16 protein-coding genes and 1 other RNA gene are annotated in these 14399 nt (G+C 58.5%); 4 read left to right on the forward strand and 13 right to left on the reverse strand.

Annotated elements, in window-relative coordinates; genetic code table 11:
• Positions 1-15: 15 nt before the first annotated feature.
• From BLV48_RS09365 to BLV48_RS09400, 8 genes are all read right to left on the reverse strand, one after another.
• Complete coding sequence (locus tag BLV48_RS09365; protein ID WP_091826320.1) at positions 16-798, reverse strand: uroporphyrinogen-III synthase; 783 nt, start codon at positions 796-798, stop codon at positions 16-18.
• The gene (gene hemC, locus BLV48_RS09370; protein ID WP_091826322.1) at positions 791-1729 is read right to left on the reverse strand and encodes a hydroxymethylbilane synthase; all 939 of its coding nucleotides are present in this window, start codon (positions 1727-1729) and stop codon (positions 791-793) included. The genes BLV48_RS09365 and hemC overlap by 8 nt, the downstream gene beginning before the upstream one ends.
• Before the next feature lie 106 nt (positions 1730-1835).
• Positions 1836-2612 carry an IclR family transcriptional regulator gene (locus BLV48_RS09375; RefSeq protein ID WP_091826515.1) on the reverse strand — a complete coding sequence of 259 codons (777 nt, stop codon included), beginning with the start codon at positions 2610-2612 and terminating at the stop codon, positions 1836-1838.
• 218 nt (positions 2613-2830) lie between these two features.
• Positions 2831-4333, reverse strand: a complete 1503-nt coding sequence (locus BLV48_RS09380; RefSeq protein ID WP_091826517.1) for a CoA-acylating methylmalonate-semialdehyde dehydrogenase — start codon at positions 4331-4333, stop codon at positions 2831-2833.
• 37 nt (positions 4334-4370) lie between these two features.
• Positions 4371-5537: an iron-containing alcohol dehydrogenase gene (locus BLV48_RS09385; RefSeq protein WP_091826324.1), complete on the reverse strand. Its 1167-nt coding sequence runs from the start codon at positions 5535-5537 to the stop codon at positions 4371-4373.
• Positions 5538-5555: 18 nt separating this feature from the next.
• Positions 5556-6911, reverse strand: a complete 1356-nt coding sequence (locus BLV48_RS09390) for a TRAP transporter large permease (RefSeq protein ID WP_091826326.1) — start codon at positions 6909-6911, stop codon at positions 5556-5558.
• The gene (locus BLV48_RS09395) at positions 6901-7539 is read right to left on the reverse strand and encodes a TRAP transporter small permease subunit (RefSeq protein WP_217632986.1); all 639 of its coding nucleotides are present in this window, start codon (positions 7537-7539) and stop codon (positions 6901-6903) included. The genes BLV48_RS09390 and BLV48_RS09395 overlap by 11 nt, the downstream gene beginning before the upstream one ends.
• 77 nt (positions 7540-7616) lie before the next feature.
• Positions 7617-8681 (reverse strand): TRAP transporter substrate-binding protein, encoded by a 1065-nt coding sequence (locus BLV48_RS09400; protein WP_091826328.1) that lies wholly within the window; start codon positions 8679-8681, stop codon positions 7617-7619.
• A gap of 251 nt (positions 8682-8932) precedes the next feature.
• On the opposite strand from BLV48_RS09400, the gene argH reads away from it, so the two are divergent.
• The gene (gene argH, locus BLV48_RS09405) at positions 8933-10330 is read left to right on the forward strand and encodes an argininosuccinate lyase (protein WP_091826329.1); all 1398 of its coding nucleotides are present in this window, start codon (positions 8933-8935) and stop codon (positions 10328-10330) included.
• 57 nt (positions 10331-10387) lie between these two features.
• Here argH and BLV48_RS09410 read toward each other — a convergent pair whose 3' ends face one another.
• On the reverse strand, positions 10388-10903 hold the full coding sequence (locus BLV48_RS09410) for a glycine cleavage system transcriptional repressor (protein ID WP_091826331.1): 516 nt from the start codon (positions 10901-10903) through the stop codon (positions 10388-10390).
• Positions 10904-10973: 70 nt separating this feature from the next.
• Here BLV48_RS09410 and BLV48_RS09415 point away from each other — a divergent pair, with 70 nt between their 5' ends.
• Both BLV48_RS09415 and BLV48_RS19485 read left to right on the forward strand, forming a co-directional pair.
• On the forward strand, positions 10974-11882 hold the full coding sequence (locus BLV48_RS09415) for an AEC family transporter (protein WP_091826333.1): 909 nt from the start codon (positions 10974-10976) through the stop codon (positions 11880-11882).
• 213 nt (positions 11883-12095) lie between these two features.
• A complete protein-coding gene (locus BLV48_RS19485) occupies positions 12096-12221 on the forward strand; it encodes a hypothetical protein (protein ID WP_302847885.1) in 126 nt (41 codons plus the stop codon).
• Here BLV48_RS19485 and BLV48_RS09420 read toward each other — a convergent pair.
• The 4 genes from BLV48_RS09420 to BLV48_RS09435 all read right to left on the reverse strand — a co-directional run bounded on the left by BLV48_RS09420 (position 12211) and on the right by BLV48_RS09435 (position 13618).
• Positions 12211-12804 (reverse strand): 5-formyltetrahydrofolate cyclo-ligase, encoded by a 594-nt coding sequence (locus tag BLV48_RS09420; RefSeq protein ID WP_091826335.1) that lies wholly within the window; start codon positions 12802-12804, stop codon positions 12211-12213. The genes BLV48_RS19485 and BLV48_RS09420 overlap by 11 nt on opposite strands.
• Positions 12805-12812: 8 nt before the next feature.
• Positions 12813-12992, reverse strand: a non-coding RNA gene (gene ssrS / locus BLV48_RS09425) — 6S RNA.
• Between the two features lie 93 nt (positions 12993-13085).
• A complete protein-coding gene (locus tag BLV48_RS09430) occupies positions 13086-13412 on the reverse strand; it encodes a cell division protein ZapA (protein ID WP_091826337.1) in 327 nt (108 codons plus the stop codon).
• Positions 13409-13618, reverse strand: coding sequence for a TIGR02449 family protein (locus BLV48_RS09435; RefSeq protein WP_091826339.1), 210 nt, complete (start codon positions 13616-13618; stop codon positions 13409-13411). The genes BLV48_RS09430 and BLV48_RS09435 overlap by 4 nt, the downstream gene beginning before the upstream one ends.
• A gap of 165 nt (positions 13619-13783) precedes the next feature.
• Between BLV48_RS09435 and BLV48_RS09440 the strand changes: the two genes are divergently transcribed.
• Positions 13784-14392, forward strand: a complete 609-nt coding sequence (locus tag BLV48_RS09440; RefSeq protein ID WP_091826341.1) for a UPF0149 family protein — start codon at positions 13784-13786, stop codon at positions 14390-14392.
• Positions 14393-14399 lie beyond the last annotated feature (7 nt).

Consider the following 14399-nt stretch of genomic DNA (forward strand, 5'->3'; position numbering starts at 1 on the left):
CGGTGGTTCCGATTGTCAGGCGGGTAGCAGTGCTTCGACGATACTGCGGTCGTCCGGTCCCTGTGCTACCCGGATTCGGGTGAATCCCAGCGAACAGGCCAGCTCGGCAAGGCGGGCACTGGGAACGATGATCCGGATTTCAGCCAGGCCTGCATCGGTGCTTCCGCTCAGCGTGAGCAGGTTCTGCAAGGCTTGACCACTGGTAATGAGGATAGCCGATAACGGCTGTGCATAAATAGTACTTTGGATAATGTCGGTCGAATAGGCTGGGCAGACGCGCCGATAGATATGGGCATAGTCGACTCGAGCGCCCCGCTGGCTCAGCGTATCGGCCAGCATGTCTCGTCCTCCATCGGCGCGCGCAATCAGGAAGCGTTGCGTGGCCACGGACTGCATGGACGGGTCCGCCAGCAGTGTCTCGGAGTCGAAGCCACCCTCGGCATGCCAGGCATGGATGCCGAACTGTTCCAGGGCGTCACAGGTTTGCTGGCCTATACCGATCCAGCGCACGCCAACCGGCAACTGCGGCCAATACTGATCGATCCAGTCGGCCCCGATGCGTGCTGCATTGGGGCTGACAAAAATGACGCCGTCATAGAGATCCAAGTCCAGCATACAGCGTTTGCATTGCTGGTAGTCGGCACCGTCTTCTTCTCCGGTGGGCATGATTTCCAGCAGGGGCAGGCAGACGGGCTCAGCCCCCAGTCCGCGCAAATACGCCACCTGGCCTTCGGCCTGATGTGCAGGGCGGGTCACCAGTATCCTCTGTCCGCACAGGGGTTGTATCGGTTCAGCCACGTTCCTTGTACACCTCGGCCAAAATCTTGTCAGCACCGGCGGCCAGCAAACGATCGGCCAGAGTAATACCCATTGCCTCGGCCTGTTCGCGAGGGCCGCGGATTTCATCGCGCAGTACCTTGCTGCCATCCGGGCGACCTACCAGTCCGCGCAGGAATATCTCATCCCCGTCTTCGCTCAGGGTGGCGTAGCAGCCGATCGGCACCTGGCAGCCACCTTCGAGCCGGCGGTTCATGGCACGTTCGGCCAGTACGCGATCAGCGGTGTCGGTGTGATGCAGCGGTTGCAGCAGTTTGATCAGTTCGGCGTCATCGTTGCGGCATTCGATACCCACGGCACCCTGGCCACCAGCAGGCAGGCTCTCTTCTGGTGACATTTCATGGCGGATGCGATCCTGTAACTTGAGTCGCAACAGGCCTGCGGTGGCGAGAATAATGGCGTCGTACTCGCCTGCATCCAGCTTGGCCAGTCGGGTCTGGACGTTGCCGCGCAGAAAACGCACTTCCAGGTCCGGGCGGCGCTCACGTATCTGTACTTCGCGGCGCAGGGAAGAGGTACCGACGATGGCGCCTTCCGGCAAAGCATCCAGGTTATCATACTGGTTGCTGACAAAGGCATCGGTAGGCTGTTCACGTACACAGATGACCGGTAGTCCCAGTCCCTGCGGGAACTCCATCGGCACGTCCTTCATGGAGTGTACGGCGATGTCGGCGCGGCCTTCCAGTAAGGCGTTTTCCAGCTCCTTGACGAACAGACCTTTGCCGCCGATCTTGGCCAGAGGCGTATCGAGAATCTTGTCACCGCGGGATTCGATTTTCAGCAACTCGATATGGATACCGGGGTGGTGGAGCTCCAGTTCTGCCTTGACGTATTCGGCCTGCCAGAGTGCCAACAGGCTGCGGCGGGTGGCGATGCGAATGGTTCTGCTCATGATTGAATCCTTGTCAGCAGGCGGAGCCGAGCCGGAGCGGGCTCCACCGGATCGAGTTGAATGATCGGCAGTGTAACAGAAAGTGGCACAGCGGTTGACTGATGCCTCAGCTCTGCTCTGGTACGCTGATTACCTGCTCTAGTTCATGTGCTGCCTGACGCAGCAGCGGCTCGAATTGCAGCAGGTCATCGAGTGAGCTGCGAATCACGGGGGCGTGGGTGAACAGGCAGGCAACCAGGCGACCTTGTGTATCCTTGACTGGAACGGCCACCGCTACCATGCCGTCGATGAACTCTTCATTGTCGACGGCCAATTGTTGTTCGGCGACATGCTTCAGTTCGTCGAGCAGTTCTGCGGGATCGGTCAGGGTGTTGCGCGCAAACTGTTGCATGGGCAGCTTTTCAAGCATCAACTTGCGTTGACTGGCAGGCAGGTTGGACAGGTAAAGCTTGCCGCTGGCGGTGCACCAGGCCGGGGTATGGCTGCCTACCGGCAGGTTGATCTGCAGCGGCCAGTTGGTCTGGACACGATCGAAATAGAGCATCTCGGTGCCATCGGGAATCGCCAAGCCGATGGTTTCTCGAATCTGGCCGGAGAGCCCTTCCAGAATGGCGCGGCGCTGGGCCTTGTGGCGGCTGGCGTAGATGATACCAAGCGCAACCTGGTGCAAACGTGCGCCGGGGACGACGAAACCGCGCATGTTGGTCTGCAGAAAACCTTCTTTTTCCAGCGTTTGAATCAGACGATGGCCGGTGGCTTTGGGAATATCCAGTTGTTTCGACAGTTCTGCGGCGGTCATCGGATGGCCGGAGCTGGCTACTGTTTCGATGATTTCCAGAACCCGGAGAATCGAGGAGCCTTTTTCCCTGCGTGTGGTACTCATAATGTTGGTCAGGTCCAAGGTTGCAATAGGTATTCAGTATATCGTGTTAACGGGTGGGCATAAAAAAAGCCGCCTCATGGGCGGCAAGAGCAGTACCTTGTTGGGACAGGGCAATCCACTTTATGTGTCGTCGTGGCAGGCATATCAGGTTGCATGCCTCTGCGGCGACCAGCCAGCCACAGTCTCCCGTCAGAGGCGGTGTGGCTGGCTGCAAACGGTTACTTCATTGTCGGCATTGAGAACTCGGCGCCGGCACGGATGCCGGTGGGCCAGCGGCGGGTCACGGTCTTCATGCGGGTGAAGAAACGTACACCGTCGGAGCCGTGCATGTTCAGGGGGCCGAATACGGAACGTTTCCAGCCACCGAAGCAGTGGAAGGCCATCGGCACCGGAATCGGCACGTTGATGCCGACCATGCCGACCTTGACGTTCTCCTCGAACTGGCGGGCGGTGTCGCCGTCGCGGGTAAACAGGGCCGTACCGTTGCCGTATTCGTGATCGTTGATCAGCTGCAGGGCTTCATCGAAACTGTTGACGCGCACGACCACCAGCACCGGGCCGAAGATCTCTTCCTGGTAAATGCGCATCTCGGTGGTGACGTTGTCGAAAAGGGTTGGGCCGACAAAGAAGCCGTTCTCGTGGCCGTTTACTGTGAAGTTGCGACCGTCGGCAACCAGGGTGGCGCCTTCCTCTACGCCGCTATCGATGTAGGCCAGGATTTTCTGCTGATGTTCGCGGCTGACCACCGGGCCCATGTGCGGCTCCTGCTCCTGACCCAGTCCGGGACCGACACGCATCTGGCCAATCTCGGTTTTCATCATCTCGACCAGGTTATCGGCTACTTCGTTACCGACACAGACCGCTACCGAGATCGCCATGCAGCGTTCACCGGCGGAGCCGTAGGCGGCACCCATCAGTGAGTTGACCACCTGTTCGGGATCGGCGTCCGGCATGACCACCATGTGGTTCTTGGCGCCGCCCAGTGCCTGACAGCGCTTTCCGTGGGCCGATGCGGTGGCATAGATATATTCGGCGATGGGAGTGGAGCCGACGAAACTGACCGCCTGCACGCGCTCATCGGTGAGCAGCACGTCGACTGCTTCCTTGTCGCCGTTGACCAGGTTGAATACGCCCGCCGGCAGGCCGGCTTCGGCCAGCATTTCGGCGATGAACAGGGTGGCGCTCGGGTCCTTCTCGGACGGCTTCATAACGAAGGTGTTGCCGCAGGCGATTGCCACCGGGAACATCCACATGGGTACCATGGCCGGGAAGTTGAACGGGGAGATGCCGGCGCAGACGCCCAGCGGCTGCATCAGCGAGTCGGAGTCGATGTCACGCCCTACGTTGAGCGAGTGCTCACCCTTCTGCAGGTGGGGAATGCCACAGGCGAATTCGACCACTTCCATGCCGCGGGTGATTTCGCCCTGAGCGTCGGAGAACACTTTGCCGTGTTCCAGGGTGATTAGCTCGGCCAGCCTGTCCCGGTTTTCGTCCAGCAGCTGCTTGAACTTGAACATGACGCGGGCACGGACCACGGATGGGGTCTTGGACCAGGCCGGGAAGGCCGCCTCGGCGGCAGTAATCGCGCTGCGCGTCTCGTCGGCGGTGGACAGGGTGACGGTGCCGCTTTGTTCTCCGGTGGCCGGGTTGTAGACCGGGGCAGTGCGGCTGGACTCGCTCGGGGTGCGGGTGTTGTTGATAAAGTTGGTCACGTTGGTCATCTGAGTATATTCCTGAGTCTTGTTATAAAAATTATTGTTACTGCTGATTCCAGACAGCGGCATAGAGGTCGATCAATTCATCCACGCTGGGCACGCGGGGATTGTTGCCGGGAGAACCGGACGCCAGTGCCTGTTCGGCCATGGTGGCGCGCAGTTCGAAGTAGCGTGCTTCATCAATGCCGTAGGCGGCGGGGCTCGGCACTTCAAGCTCTTCGTTAAGGGCCCGCAGTTCGGCTACCAGCTTGGTGTTGGCGGTATCGGTGTCATCACTCTGCAGGGCGGCGCCGATGGCGCGGGCACAGTCGGCGTAGCGCTCCGGCGCGCTGTCCAGCGAGAAGGCGGTGACGGTGGGCAGCAGCATTGCGTTGGACAGACCGTGCGGCACATGGAAGAAGGCGCCTATAGGTCGGCTCATGCCGTGTACCAGCGCCACTGAGGCAGCCGAGAAGGCAATGCCGGCCAGGGTTGAACCAAGCATCATCGCCTCGCGTGCTTCCCGGTTATCCGGTTGGTGATAGGCAGTACGCAGGTTCGGGCCGAGCAGCTTCATCGCCGCCAGTGCCTGGCTGTCGCTGTACGGGTTGGCCTTGGCACTGACATAGGCTTCGATGGCGTGGGTCAGGGCATCGATGCCGGTGTCGGCGGTGACGCGGGCCGGTACCGACAGGGTCAGTTCATAGTCGATCAGCGCGGCGGTCGGCATGAAGCCGAGACCGACGCAGAGCATCTTCTCATCCTTGTCGGCATCGGTAATGATGGTGAAGCGGGTCGCTTCTGAGCCGGTGCCGGCGGTGGTCGGGATGGCGATGATCGGCAGGCCCTGCTCGCTGACATCACGCGGGAACTTGTAGTCGCGCATCTGGCCGCCGAACTTGCCCAGGATCGAGATCGCCTTGGCTGAATCGATCGGGCTGCCGCCACCGAGGGCGATGATCGCGTCGTAATTGCCCGCTTTGACTTTATCCACACCGGCCAGAATCGAGGCTTCAGTGGGTTCGGGCAGGGTGTCGGCAAAAAGGTCGCTGGCAACGCCGGCTTCGCTCAATGCTGCCTGCAGGTTATCCACATAACCCAGCTTGACCATCATCGGATCGGAAATGATCAGTGGGTTGCTGCAGCCCAAAGCCGCCAGTACTTCAGGAGCCTTGCGGCTGGCGCCGGCACCTACTTCCATCAGGCGGGGTAGAATGATTCGGTTGCTCATTGTTATTCTCCGAAAGGGTCAGTTTGAATAGGCCATGGAAGGCAGCCAGGTCACGATCTGCTGCCAGTAGAAAACGATCGACAGTCCTACCAATTGCAGTGCGATAAAGGGTAGTACGCCACGGTAGATGGTGCCGACGGTGATCCCCTCGGGGGCCACGCCTTTCATGTAAAACAGGGCGAAACCCACCGGCGGGGTCAGGAACGACGTCTGCAGGCAGACAGCGAACAGGATGGTGAACCAGACCAGATCGAAACCGAGGCCGGACACCACCGGGGCCACCAGCGGCAGGATGATCAGGGTCAGCTCGATCCAGTCGAGGAAGAAGCCGAGTACGAAGGTCACCAGCAGAATGCAGATCACGATGCCGGTGGGGCTGAACGGCAGACCGGTCAGCGCCGATTCGATCAGCTCGTCACCACCCAGGCCGCGAAGTACCAGCGAGAATGCCGTCGCGCCAAGCAACAGAGCGAAGATGAACGCCGTGGTTTTGGTGGTCTCGCGGCAGACTTCATAGAGCACCTGCAGGTTGACGCGCTTCTTGATTACTGCCAGCAGGGTTGCACCGGCGGCACCGACGCCGGACGCCTCGGTGGGGGTGGCGATACCGGCGAAGATGGAACCCAGCACCGCCAGGATCAGACCGGCAGCAGGCAATACGGTGACAAACACCTTTGCAACCAGCAGCGGCGTCACCGGCTCTGCGTCGTCCGGGGCTGGCGCGGCCTGGGGACGCAGAAGTCCCACGGCAAAGATGTAACCGATATAGAGCGCGGCGAGCAGCAGACCCGGAAAGAGTGCGCCGAGGAAAAGGTCGCCCACCGGCACGCCCAGCCGGTCGCCCATCATCACCAGCATGATACTGGGCGGAATCAGAATGCCCAGGGTACCGGTGGAACAGACTGTGCCGCAGGCCAGTTCGTGGCTGTAGCCCTGGCGCATCATCATCGGGATGCCAAGCAGCGCCAGCAACACCACGGACGCACCGATAATGCCGGTAGAGGCCGCCAATAACAGCCCGACGAAGGTGACGGTGATCGCCAGCCCGCCGCGGACGCGACCGAACAGGCGCACCAGATTGGTCATCAGGTCTTCGGCGATACCGGAGCGGTCCAGCATCAGGCCCATGAAGACAAACATCGGCAGGGCAACCAGCACCCAGTTGGTCATTACGTTCCAGATGCGGGGGACGGTGATTGAAACGTATTCCCAGTCGATGCCGATCCAGGCGTCCCACATCTGGTCGGCCATCATGGAGATAATGGCAAAGATCAGTGCCACGCCGCCCAGTACCCAGGCAACCGGGAAACCGGTGAACAGCAGCACAATAAAGCTGGCGAACATGGTGATGGCGAGAATTTCATTAATTTCCACGGGCTTTCTCCTCGCTGATTCGTATTGTCCGGGGGAAACCGAACAGTAGCGCGCAGACACGGCTCAGGCGTGACAGCATGGCAAGCAGCAGCAGCGCAAAGCCGAGCACCAGTACCGCCTTGATCGCCCAGCGGTAGGGCAGCCCGCCCGGTGCCATGGAAATTTCGCTCATCTCGAAGGAGTACTGCACAAAGGGGATGGCGTACCAGAGTACGACCAGGGCAAAGGGCAGCAACAGGAACAGGATGCCGAGCAGCTCTATAACGGCCTGGGTCTTCAGACCAAGGCGTTCATGCAACAGGTCCACCCTGACGTGGTCATCGAGCACATAGCAGAAGGAGAGGCCGACCAGCCAGCCGATGGAGTAAAGGTGCCACTGCAGCTCCTCCAGCTCGATATGGCCCTCACCGAAGGCGTAGCGCAGCACCACGTTGATCATGATGACCAACATAAGCAGTGGCCAGCTCCAGTGAGCGATGGCTGAGATTGTGCCTATAACCGCGTCGAAGCTGCGTGACAGACGTGTATGGGGCAGCTCGGTGTGATGGATCAGCTGTTCCATGTCGAAGTTGTCAGGGCTTGGTGCCTCGTCGGCGTAGACCGGGGCAGGTGTTGTCAGTTGATTCATGTCTGGACTCCGGTGATACCTGAACAGTAGGAAGGGACGGGCGGCTCCCGCCCCTTCGCTGGCAATTCAGCAGCGCCTTACAGCGATCCCAGCTCTTTCCACTGGTCGTATCCCTGACGGAAGTCCTGAATCGAGGTATACACCTCCTTGAACATCGGGTCGGTGCTCGAAGTTTCCTGCATCACTTCGTTGGTGGCGTTTTCCAGTGCCTCCATCAGTGCAGGGCTCAAGCGGTGCGGTGTTACACCCTTGGCGCCGAAGCCTGCCAGTTTTTCGCCCTGCAGAGATTCGCTGTAGGCCAGGCCGCGGAAAGTGGCGGCGGTACAGGCAGTCTCGATCAGGGTCTGGTTCTGTTTGCTCAGGCCGTTCCAGACATCGGTGTTGACCACCAGATGGGACGCGGTAAACGGCTGGTGCCAGCCCGGGAAGTAGTTGTGTTTGGCGACCTTGTCAAAACCGAGCATCTCGTCGATCGCCGGCGTGGCAAATTCGGTGGCGTCGATGGCACCTTTCTCCAATGCCGGGAAAATTTCACCGCCAGGGATGACCGTGACCGAGGCGCCCAGTTTCTGCAGTACCTTGCCGCCGATACCTGCAAAACGGATCTTCAGGCCCTGGAGATCTTCTGGCGTATTGATCTCCTTGCGAAACCAGCCAGCTGTTTCAGCACCGGTGATGGAGCAGAGGATCGGATGGATGTTATGCGGGGCGTAAAGCTTTTCGGCCAGCTGATGACCACCGCCTTCGTACCACCAGGCGCTGTAGCCCATAGGATCCATGCCGAAAGGCACGGCGGCAAACAGAGCGGCGGCTGGCATCTTGCCCTGATCGTAGGCTAGCCAGGCGAAACCGGCGGGAATCTGTTTGTTCTTGACCGCTTCGGTGATTTGAAAGGACGGCACGATTTTGCCCGGCTCGTATACCTTGATCTGGGCTTCTCCGCCACTGGCTTCCTTCAGGGACTCCTCGACCAAGCGAATGGGGTTGCCTAAACCCGGCCAGTTGGTATTGAACACCGCCTGAACTTTCCAGCGCACCTGGTCGTCGGCGGCCTGAATGGCGGTACTGAAACTGGACGCCAGCACGGCGCCGGTTAGCAGGGCGAGTGAGTGTTTGGTCAGGGAGCGTGTGAACGGTTTCATATCAGTTCCTTTTTGTTATTTTGAGACTATAAGTCTCGTTATTTATGATATTGCCTTGAGGTTATGTCAATTAAAATGAGATTTAAAGTCTCAAAATAATACTAAAGTATTGTGGTTGGGTGGTTTTGGCTGGCAAGCAACCGGAATCGGTATTGACCATGCTGTTGGTCGGAAAGGGCTGTATAATCAACTCATCGACATTCACCGGTCCGCTTGTTTGGGCCGATTCAGCGTCAGCGAGGTAGAGGTGTATGAGCAAAGAGACCAATCAGCAGTGGGGCGGCCGCTTCAGTGAGCCAACCGATGCATTCGTCGCCCGTTTCACCGCTTCGGTTGATTTCGACAAGCGTCTTTATCGGCACGATATCCAGGGCTCAGTGGCGCACGCACGTATGCTGGCGAAGGTGGGGGTGCTGACCGAGGAAGAGCGCGACGCAATCATCCGTGGCCTGGGCGAGATCCGGGTCGAGATTGAGCGTGGCGAGTTCGAGTGGTCGGTGGAGCTGGAAGATGTTCATATGAACATCGAGGCTGCACTGACGAAGAAGATCGGCATCACCGGCAAGAAACTGCATACCGGTCGTTCGCGCAATGACCAGGTCGCCACTGACATCCGTCTCTACATGCGCGACGAGATCGACCTGATTCTGGCCGAGGTCAGCCGCCTGCAGCAAGGACTGCTGAATCTGGCCGAGCAGGAAGCCGATACCATCATGCCCGGCTTCACGCACCTTCAAACCGCCCAGCCGGTTACCTTCGGCCATCATCTGCTGGCCTGGTTCGAGATGCTGAGCCGTGACTATGAGCGCTTTGCCGACTGCCGCAAGCGCGTCAACATCATGCCGCTGGGGGCCGCGGCTCTGGCCGGTACAACTTATCCGATTGACCGACACTACACCGCCGAACTGCTGCAGTTTGATGCTCCGGCGGGCAATTCCCTGGATGCAGTGTCCGATCGTGATTTCGGCATCGAGTTCTGCGCTGCTGCCAGCCTGCTGCTGATGCACATGACCCGGATGTCGGAGGAGTTGGTACTCTGGACATCGGCCCAGTTCAACTTTATCAACCTGCCTGACCGTTTCTGCACCGGCTCTTCCATCATGCCGCAGAAAAAGAATCCGGACGTGCCTGAGCTGGTACGAGGCAAGAGCGGCCGCGTTTACGGCCACCTGATCTCACTGCTGACGCTGATGAAGTCCCAGCCGCTGGCGTACAACAAGGACAATCAGGAAGACAAGGAGCCGCTGTTTGACGCTGTGGACACGGTGAAGGGCTGCCTGCGTGCCTTTGGTGACATGGTGCCGGCTATCGAGTCGCGCAAGGATCAGATGCGTGAAGCGGCGCGCCGTGGTTTCTCCACCGCTACCGATCTGGCCGACTATCTGGTTCGCAAGGGAGTGGCCTTCCGTGATGCCCACGAAATTGTCGGGCTGTCCGTCGCCTACGGCATCAAGACCGGCAAGGACCTGTCCGACATGACACTGGAAGAACTACAGCAGTTCTCCGATGTGATCGCCGATGATGTGTTTGCAGTGCTGACGCTGGAAGGATCGGTGGCGGCGCGTAACCACATTGGTGGCACGGCACCGGATCAGGTGCGGGCAGCGGTGATTCGCGGTCGTGACCTGTTGGCGGCGCGTGCCGACTGAAAATGACGCGGTGGTCGAAGAGCCGCCAGTTTGGTGGCTCCAGTCTTGGTTTTGCTGTCAGCGCAGGGTGATGTCCACCATCAGATCACCGGCGATCGCTTCCAGTGCCTGCTGCAGATCATCAGGATCCAGGTCTGCCGGGGCCAACAGTTCTGCCTCGGCCTTGAACAGCTCTTCCGCCGACATTGAGCCAGAGGTCAGCTCGGTGCTCAGTCGTTCTACATTGATGTGTCGTGCGGCCAGTGCCTGTGAAATCTCGCGCACAATACCCGGTTTGTCATGCCCCACCAGCTCCAGTGTCATCGGCTGCATCTCGGCTACGGGTGGGGCGTCTTCGCTGCGCTCCGCCGTGACTCTGAGTCCCTGTGTTTGCAGCGCTTCCAGTGCGCTGATCAGTGCCTCGGCCTGTTCGTTGGGCACTTGAGTGATCAGAATGCCGGCGAACTTGCCACCCAGGCGTGACATGCCCGACTCCAGCCAGTTACCCTGATGCTCGGCAATGGTGCGGGACAGCAGTCCGACCAGCCCCGGCTTATCCGGTCCGATGACCGTAAGAACCAATGATGTCAGCATTATATGCAGCCTTTGTTGGTAATGGTTGAGCAACCTGTGTTGCCGTCTCTTGTAGGGGAATGTATATCAGATGCAGCCGATAATCATCGCCCTCTGGCCTGTTTTTGCGCTCCTGCTGCTCGGCTTTCTGGCTCGTCGCAGTGGATTTCCAGGTGAAGGTTTCTGGCAGCCGGCAGAAAAGGCGACCTATTATGTGCTGTTTCCGGCTTTGCTGGTGGAGCGTCTGGCCAATGCCCAGCTGGCAGGTGACGATTCTATTCGGCTGGCGGCACTGGTTGTGGTTGTGTTGGTTATGGCCGCTCTGTTCTGTTGTGCCTGCAAACCGCTGTTGCGTCTGACGGTACCTGCCTTCACCTCTTTTTTTCAGGGCAGTGTACGCTTCAATACCTATGTTGCGCTTGCTGTCACTGCGGCGCTGCACGGGTCAGAGGGCATCGTGCTGGCGGCGGTGATAACGGCCGTGATGATTCCGCTGCTGAACCTGTTCAGCGTCCTGGCTTTTGCACTGACTTCCGAGCAGGCGTTTTCGCCGCGTCAACTGCTGATGACACTGGCTCGAAATCCGTTGATTCTGGCTTGTCTGCTGGGTATTGCGTTGAGCCTTTCGGGCGCTGCTTTGCCTTTGGGTGTAACTTCGGTGCTGGAGCTGTTGGGGCGTATGGCGTTGCCAATGGGGCTGCTGGCGGTGGGAGCCGGATTGGACTTGCGGGCCTTGCGTGGCGGCGGCAGGGCACTGGTCGCGGCCAGTCTGATCAAGCTTCTGTTTTTGCCGCTGCTGGCGTTTGCGCTGGCCGGGTTGTGGCAGCTGGACCTGCTGACAACCAGTGTAGTAGTGATATTTGCGGCCGTACCGACGGCCACTTCGGCCTATATTCTGGCCCGGCAGATGGGCGGTGATGCCGAGTTGATGGCGGGCATCATTACGGCACAGACGATGATTTCAATGCTGACGCTGCCCGTAGTTTTGATTCTTCTTTAAAAGTGTCGCCAAAAAATACCTTATTTCATACATTTTTCGGCACGTTTGGCGACATATCCCTGAAGATATAAAAAATAGAGGTTAAAATCCGGAAAAGTGCCGCCAAAGGGGTTGAAAAAAAAGCTGCGTGTGAAAGACTAGCGTTTGTCACATGATTATGCTGACACTTAAAGCATAACTTTAACTGCAACCATCGGATAACTGCTGACGATCATGAATAAAAGCCCGGATCTGGTATTGGTACTCGTGATTGTGTTCATAGTAGGTGCCGTAATGACTGGCATCTCACAGAGCGATCTCCAACTGGCCGCCATGGTGCAGCAGGTTTTCAACAGTTGATGGCGTAAACCCGCGAGTCTGTCGCGATCGCGTCCAGCGGAACGTCCCACCTTTCTATCGGTAGCTGATTTACTCGTTGCAACTCGTGTGCAAGTCCCACTAGTTTTGGTCCGCGCATGCCATTGCCTTTCAGGCGGAAGGCAAACGTCCGGTCATAATAGCCTCCTCCCATGCCCATGCGGCCACCATCGGCTGAAAACGCCACCAGCGGCAGCAGTACCAGATCCAGTGCTACAGCAGGGCGAACAGGCTTGCCCTGAAGTACAGGCTCCAGAATACGGTAGCGATTGAGCTGCATCCGGGTCGTTGTGGCGTAGGGGGTAAACCAGAGTCGGTTGTGCCGGATCGGGTGCAGTACCGGTAGATAGAGCGTTTTGCCAAGCGTGCGGCAAAGGGTTATCAGTGGTCGGGTATCGATTTCGCCATCGTTGGGCAGATAGATTGCCACATGGCGAGCCTTGGCAAACCAGAGTTGTCGGGCGAGGTTTCGAGCAAGGCAGCGACCGGCTGTGCGCTGTTGCTGGGGGGTAAGTGCCCGTCTTCGGGCCCGCATTTCGCGGCGGAGTGTTTTGCGATCCTGCATGATGTAAAAGGCTTCCCGGAGTGCCGGTGTCGGTCGTGGCCCTGAACCCTAAGGTTCAGAGTGGAAGCGCTTACTGATATATCAGGCTTTCCGTCAAGCGGACATGCTCACAATACCAGTTGAGCGCTGCCGGGGTATTGCTTATCGGCTCGAGGGACTTGACCGACTGTCGAACACTCCAGGAACCTGATTTCATTATACGCGTGCTTGTCTGAATGTCAGCTCTTGTAATTCTTTCTGCTTCTGCTAAGGATGCTTAAAATTATGAAAATAAAGTGTTTTCAGGATGATGAAGAGTTTTCATTCGCTTTGGAGGTGTTGTTGCGTGCCAGGCTCTGGTCAATTTTCTGCCCCAATCGGCGCAGGTTGACCTCTACTGCCTGACGCTGTTCCTCTCGGCTTTTGATCAGCTCGTGCGACATATTCAATGCGGCCATAACAGCGATCCGCTCAAGGCCGATGATCTTGCCTGAGTGACGTATATCGAGCATTTTCTGGTTCAGGTAGTCGGCAGAGGCCAGTAACTCCGCTTCGGCTCCGTCCGGGCAGCTGATGGTATATTCCTTGTCGAGCAACTTGACGGTGACAGTGCGTGCGTCTGCGCTCATGAGTTCTGCTCCAGTGCCTTGAGTCGCTGTATCATGCCTTCAACCTTGCTGCGGGTCTGGTCATTCAGCTGGATCAATTGAGCACGTTCTTCGCGCAGACGGGTGTCCTGTTCGCGCAGCGTGCTGTTTTCAAGCTCAAGCTGTTCTACCCGCGCAAGAAGCAGGTCAATCTTGTGTTCCAGTGCGTTGAAATAATGTTCGGTCATGCCAGGCCCCATGCAGTATGCGCTGACTATAAACAGCCGTTGCGACAGGGTCAATCTGACACGCATGGCCCTGTATAGGGCTAAATGCTAGCATAGAGATCAATGCAGTGCCGGCCCTCTCCGGATACCCTCTGTAAAAACATGACCCGAACCGGATAGATCAATATGACAGATGAACAGGCCCCCGTAATCGAGCTGCCGGATTTTGACACTTTGGCTGACCTGCTGGTGGAAGAGGGATTGCTGACCCTTTCCCCCGCTGAGCTGCACGGACTGCTGTGCGGCCAGGTAGCGGCCGGTGCCCGGTTTGATCCGGTCACCCTGTTTGCCCGTATCGGCGAGCTGCTGGATCTGGAGCCGTTCAGCCGAGAGCTGACGCGTACTGGCATCATGCAGCTGTATCTGGCCACGCTGCAGCAGCTGCAGGCCCCGGACTTCAGCTTTGAACTGGTCCTGCCGGATGATGACCAGCCACTGGCGGGGCGTGCAGATGCGTTGGGTTTGTGGTGCAGCGGTTTTCTCAGCGGTTTCGGCCTGCAGGAACGCAAGGGTAGCCAGGGGTTGTCGATCGAAGGCCAGGAAACCCTGCGAGACCTGGCTCAGATCGTTCAGATCACAACGGCTGCCGATGCCGAAGCGGAAGAAGACGAAAATGACCTGATGGAAGTGCAGGAATACGTACGCATGGCGGCATTACTGGTGTTCAGTGAATGCAATGAGCCGGATGGGCAGCCGAGCGATGCTGCAGCCGAAACAGCGCCTGTTCTGCACTGAGCGGAGG

Origin of the sequence: Marinobacterium iners DSM 11526 (assembly GCF_900107855.1) — a bacterium.
GTDB classification, from domain to species: Bacteria; Pseudomonadota; Gammaproteobacteria; order Pseudomonadales; family Balneatricaceae; genus Marinobacterium; species Marinobacterium iners.

Coding starts and splice junctions, on each gene's coding strand:
- hemC (WP_091826322.1), bottom strand. CDS start 1,729: ATGAGCAGAACCATTCGCATCGCCACCCGCCGCAGCCTGTTGGCACTC.
- BLV48_RS09375 (WP_091826515.1), bottom strand. CDS start 2,612: ATGAGTACCACACGCAGGGAAAAAGGCTCCTCGATTCTCCGGGTTCTG.
- BLV48_RS09380 (WP_091826517.1), bottom strand. CDS start 4,333: ATGACCAACGTGACCAACTTTATCAACAACACCCGCACCCCGAGCGAG.
- BLV48_RS09385 (WP_091826324.1), bottom strand. CDS start 5,537: ATGAGCAACCGAATCATTCTACCCCGCCTGATGGAAGTAGGTGCCGGC.
- BLV48_RS09395 (WP_217632986.1), bottom strand. CDS start 7,539: ATGAATCAACTGACAACACCTGCCCCGGTCTACGCCGACGAGGCACCA.
- BLV48_RS09400 (WP_091826328.1), bottom strand. CDS start 8,681: ATGAAACCGTTCACACGCTCCCTGACCAAACACTCACTCGCCCTGCTA.
- argH (WP_091826329.1), top strand. CDS start 8,933: ATGAGCAAAGAGACCAATCAGCAGTGGGGCGGCCGCTTCAGTGAGCCA.
- BLV48_RS09410 (WP_091826331.1), bottom strand. CDS start 10,903: ATGCTGACATCATTGGTTCTTACGGTCATCGGACCGGATAAGCCGGGG.
- BLV48_RS09415 (WP_091826333.1), top strand. CDS start 10,974: ATGCAGCCGATAATCATCGCCCTCTGGCCTGTTTTTGCGCTCCTGCTG.
- BLV48_RS19485 (WP_302847885.1), top strand. CDS start 12,096: ATGAATAAAAGCCCGGATCTGGTATTGGTACTCGTGATTGTGTTCATA.
- BLV48_RS09420 (WP_091826335.1), bottom strand. CDS start 12,804: ATGCAGGATCGCAAAACACTCCGCCGCGAAATGCGGGCCCGAAGACGG.
- BLV48_RS09430 (WP_091826337.1), bottom strand. CDS start 13,412: ATGAGCGCAGACGCACGCACTGTCACCGTCAAGTTGCTCGACAAGGAA.
- BLV48_RS09435 (WP_091826339.1), bottom strand. CDS start 13,618: ATGACCGAACATTATTTCAACGCACTGGAACACAAGATTGACCTGCTT.
- BLV48_RS09440 (WP_091826341.1), top strand. CDS start 13,784: ATGACAGATGAACAGGCCCCCGTAATCGAGCTGCCGGATTTTGACACT.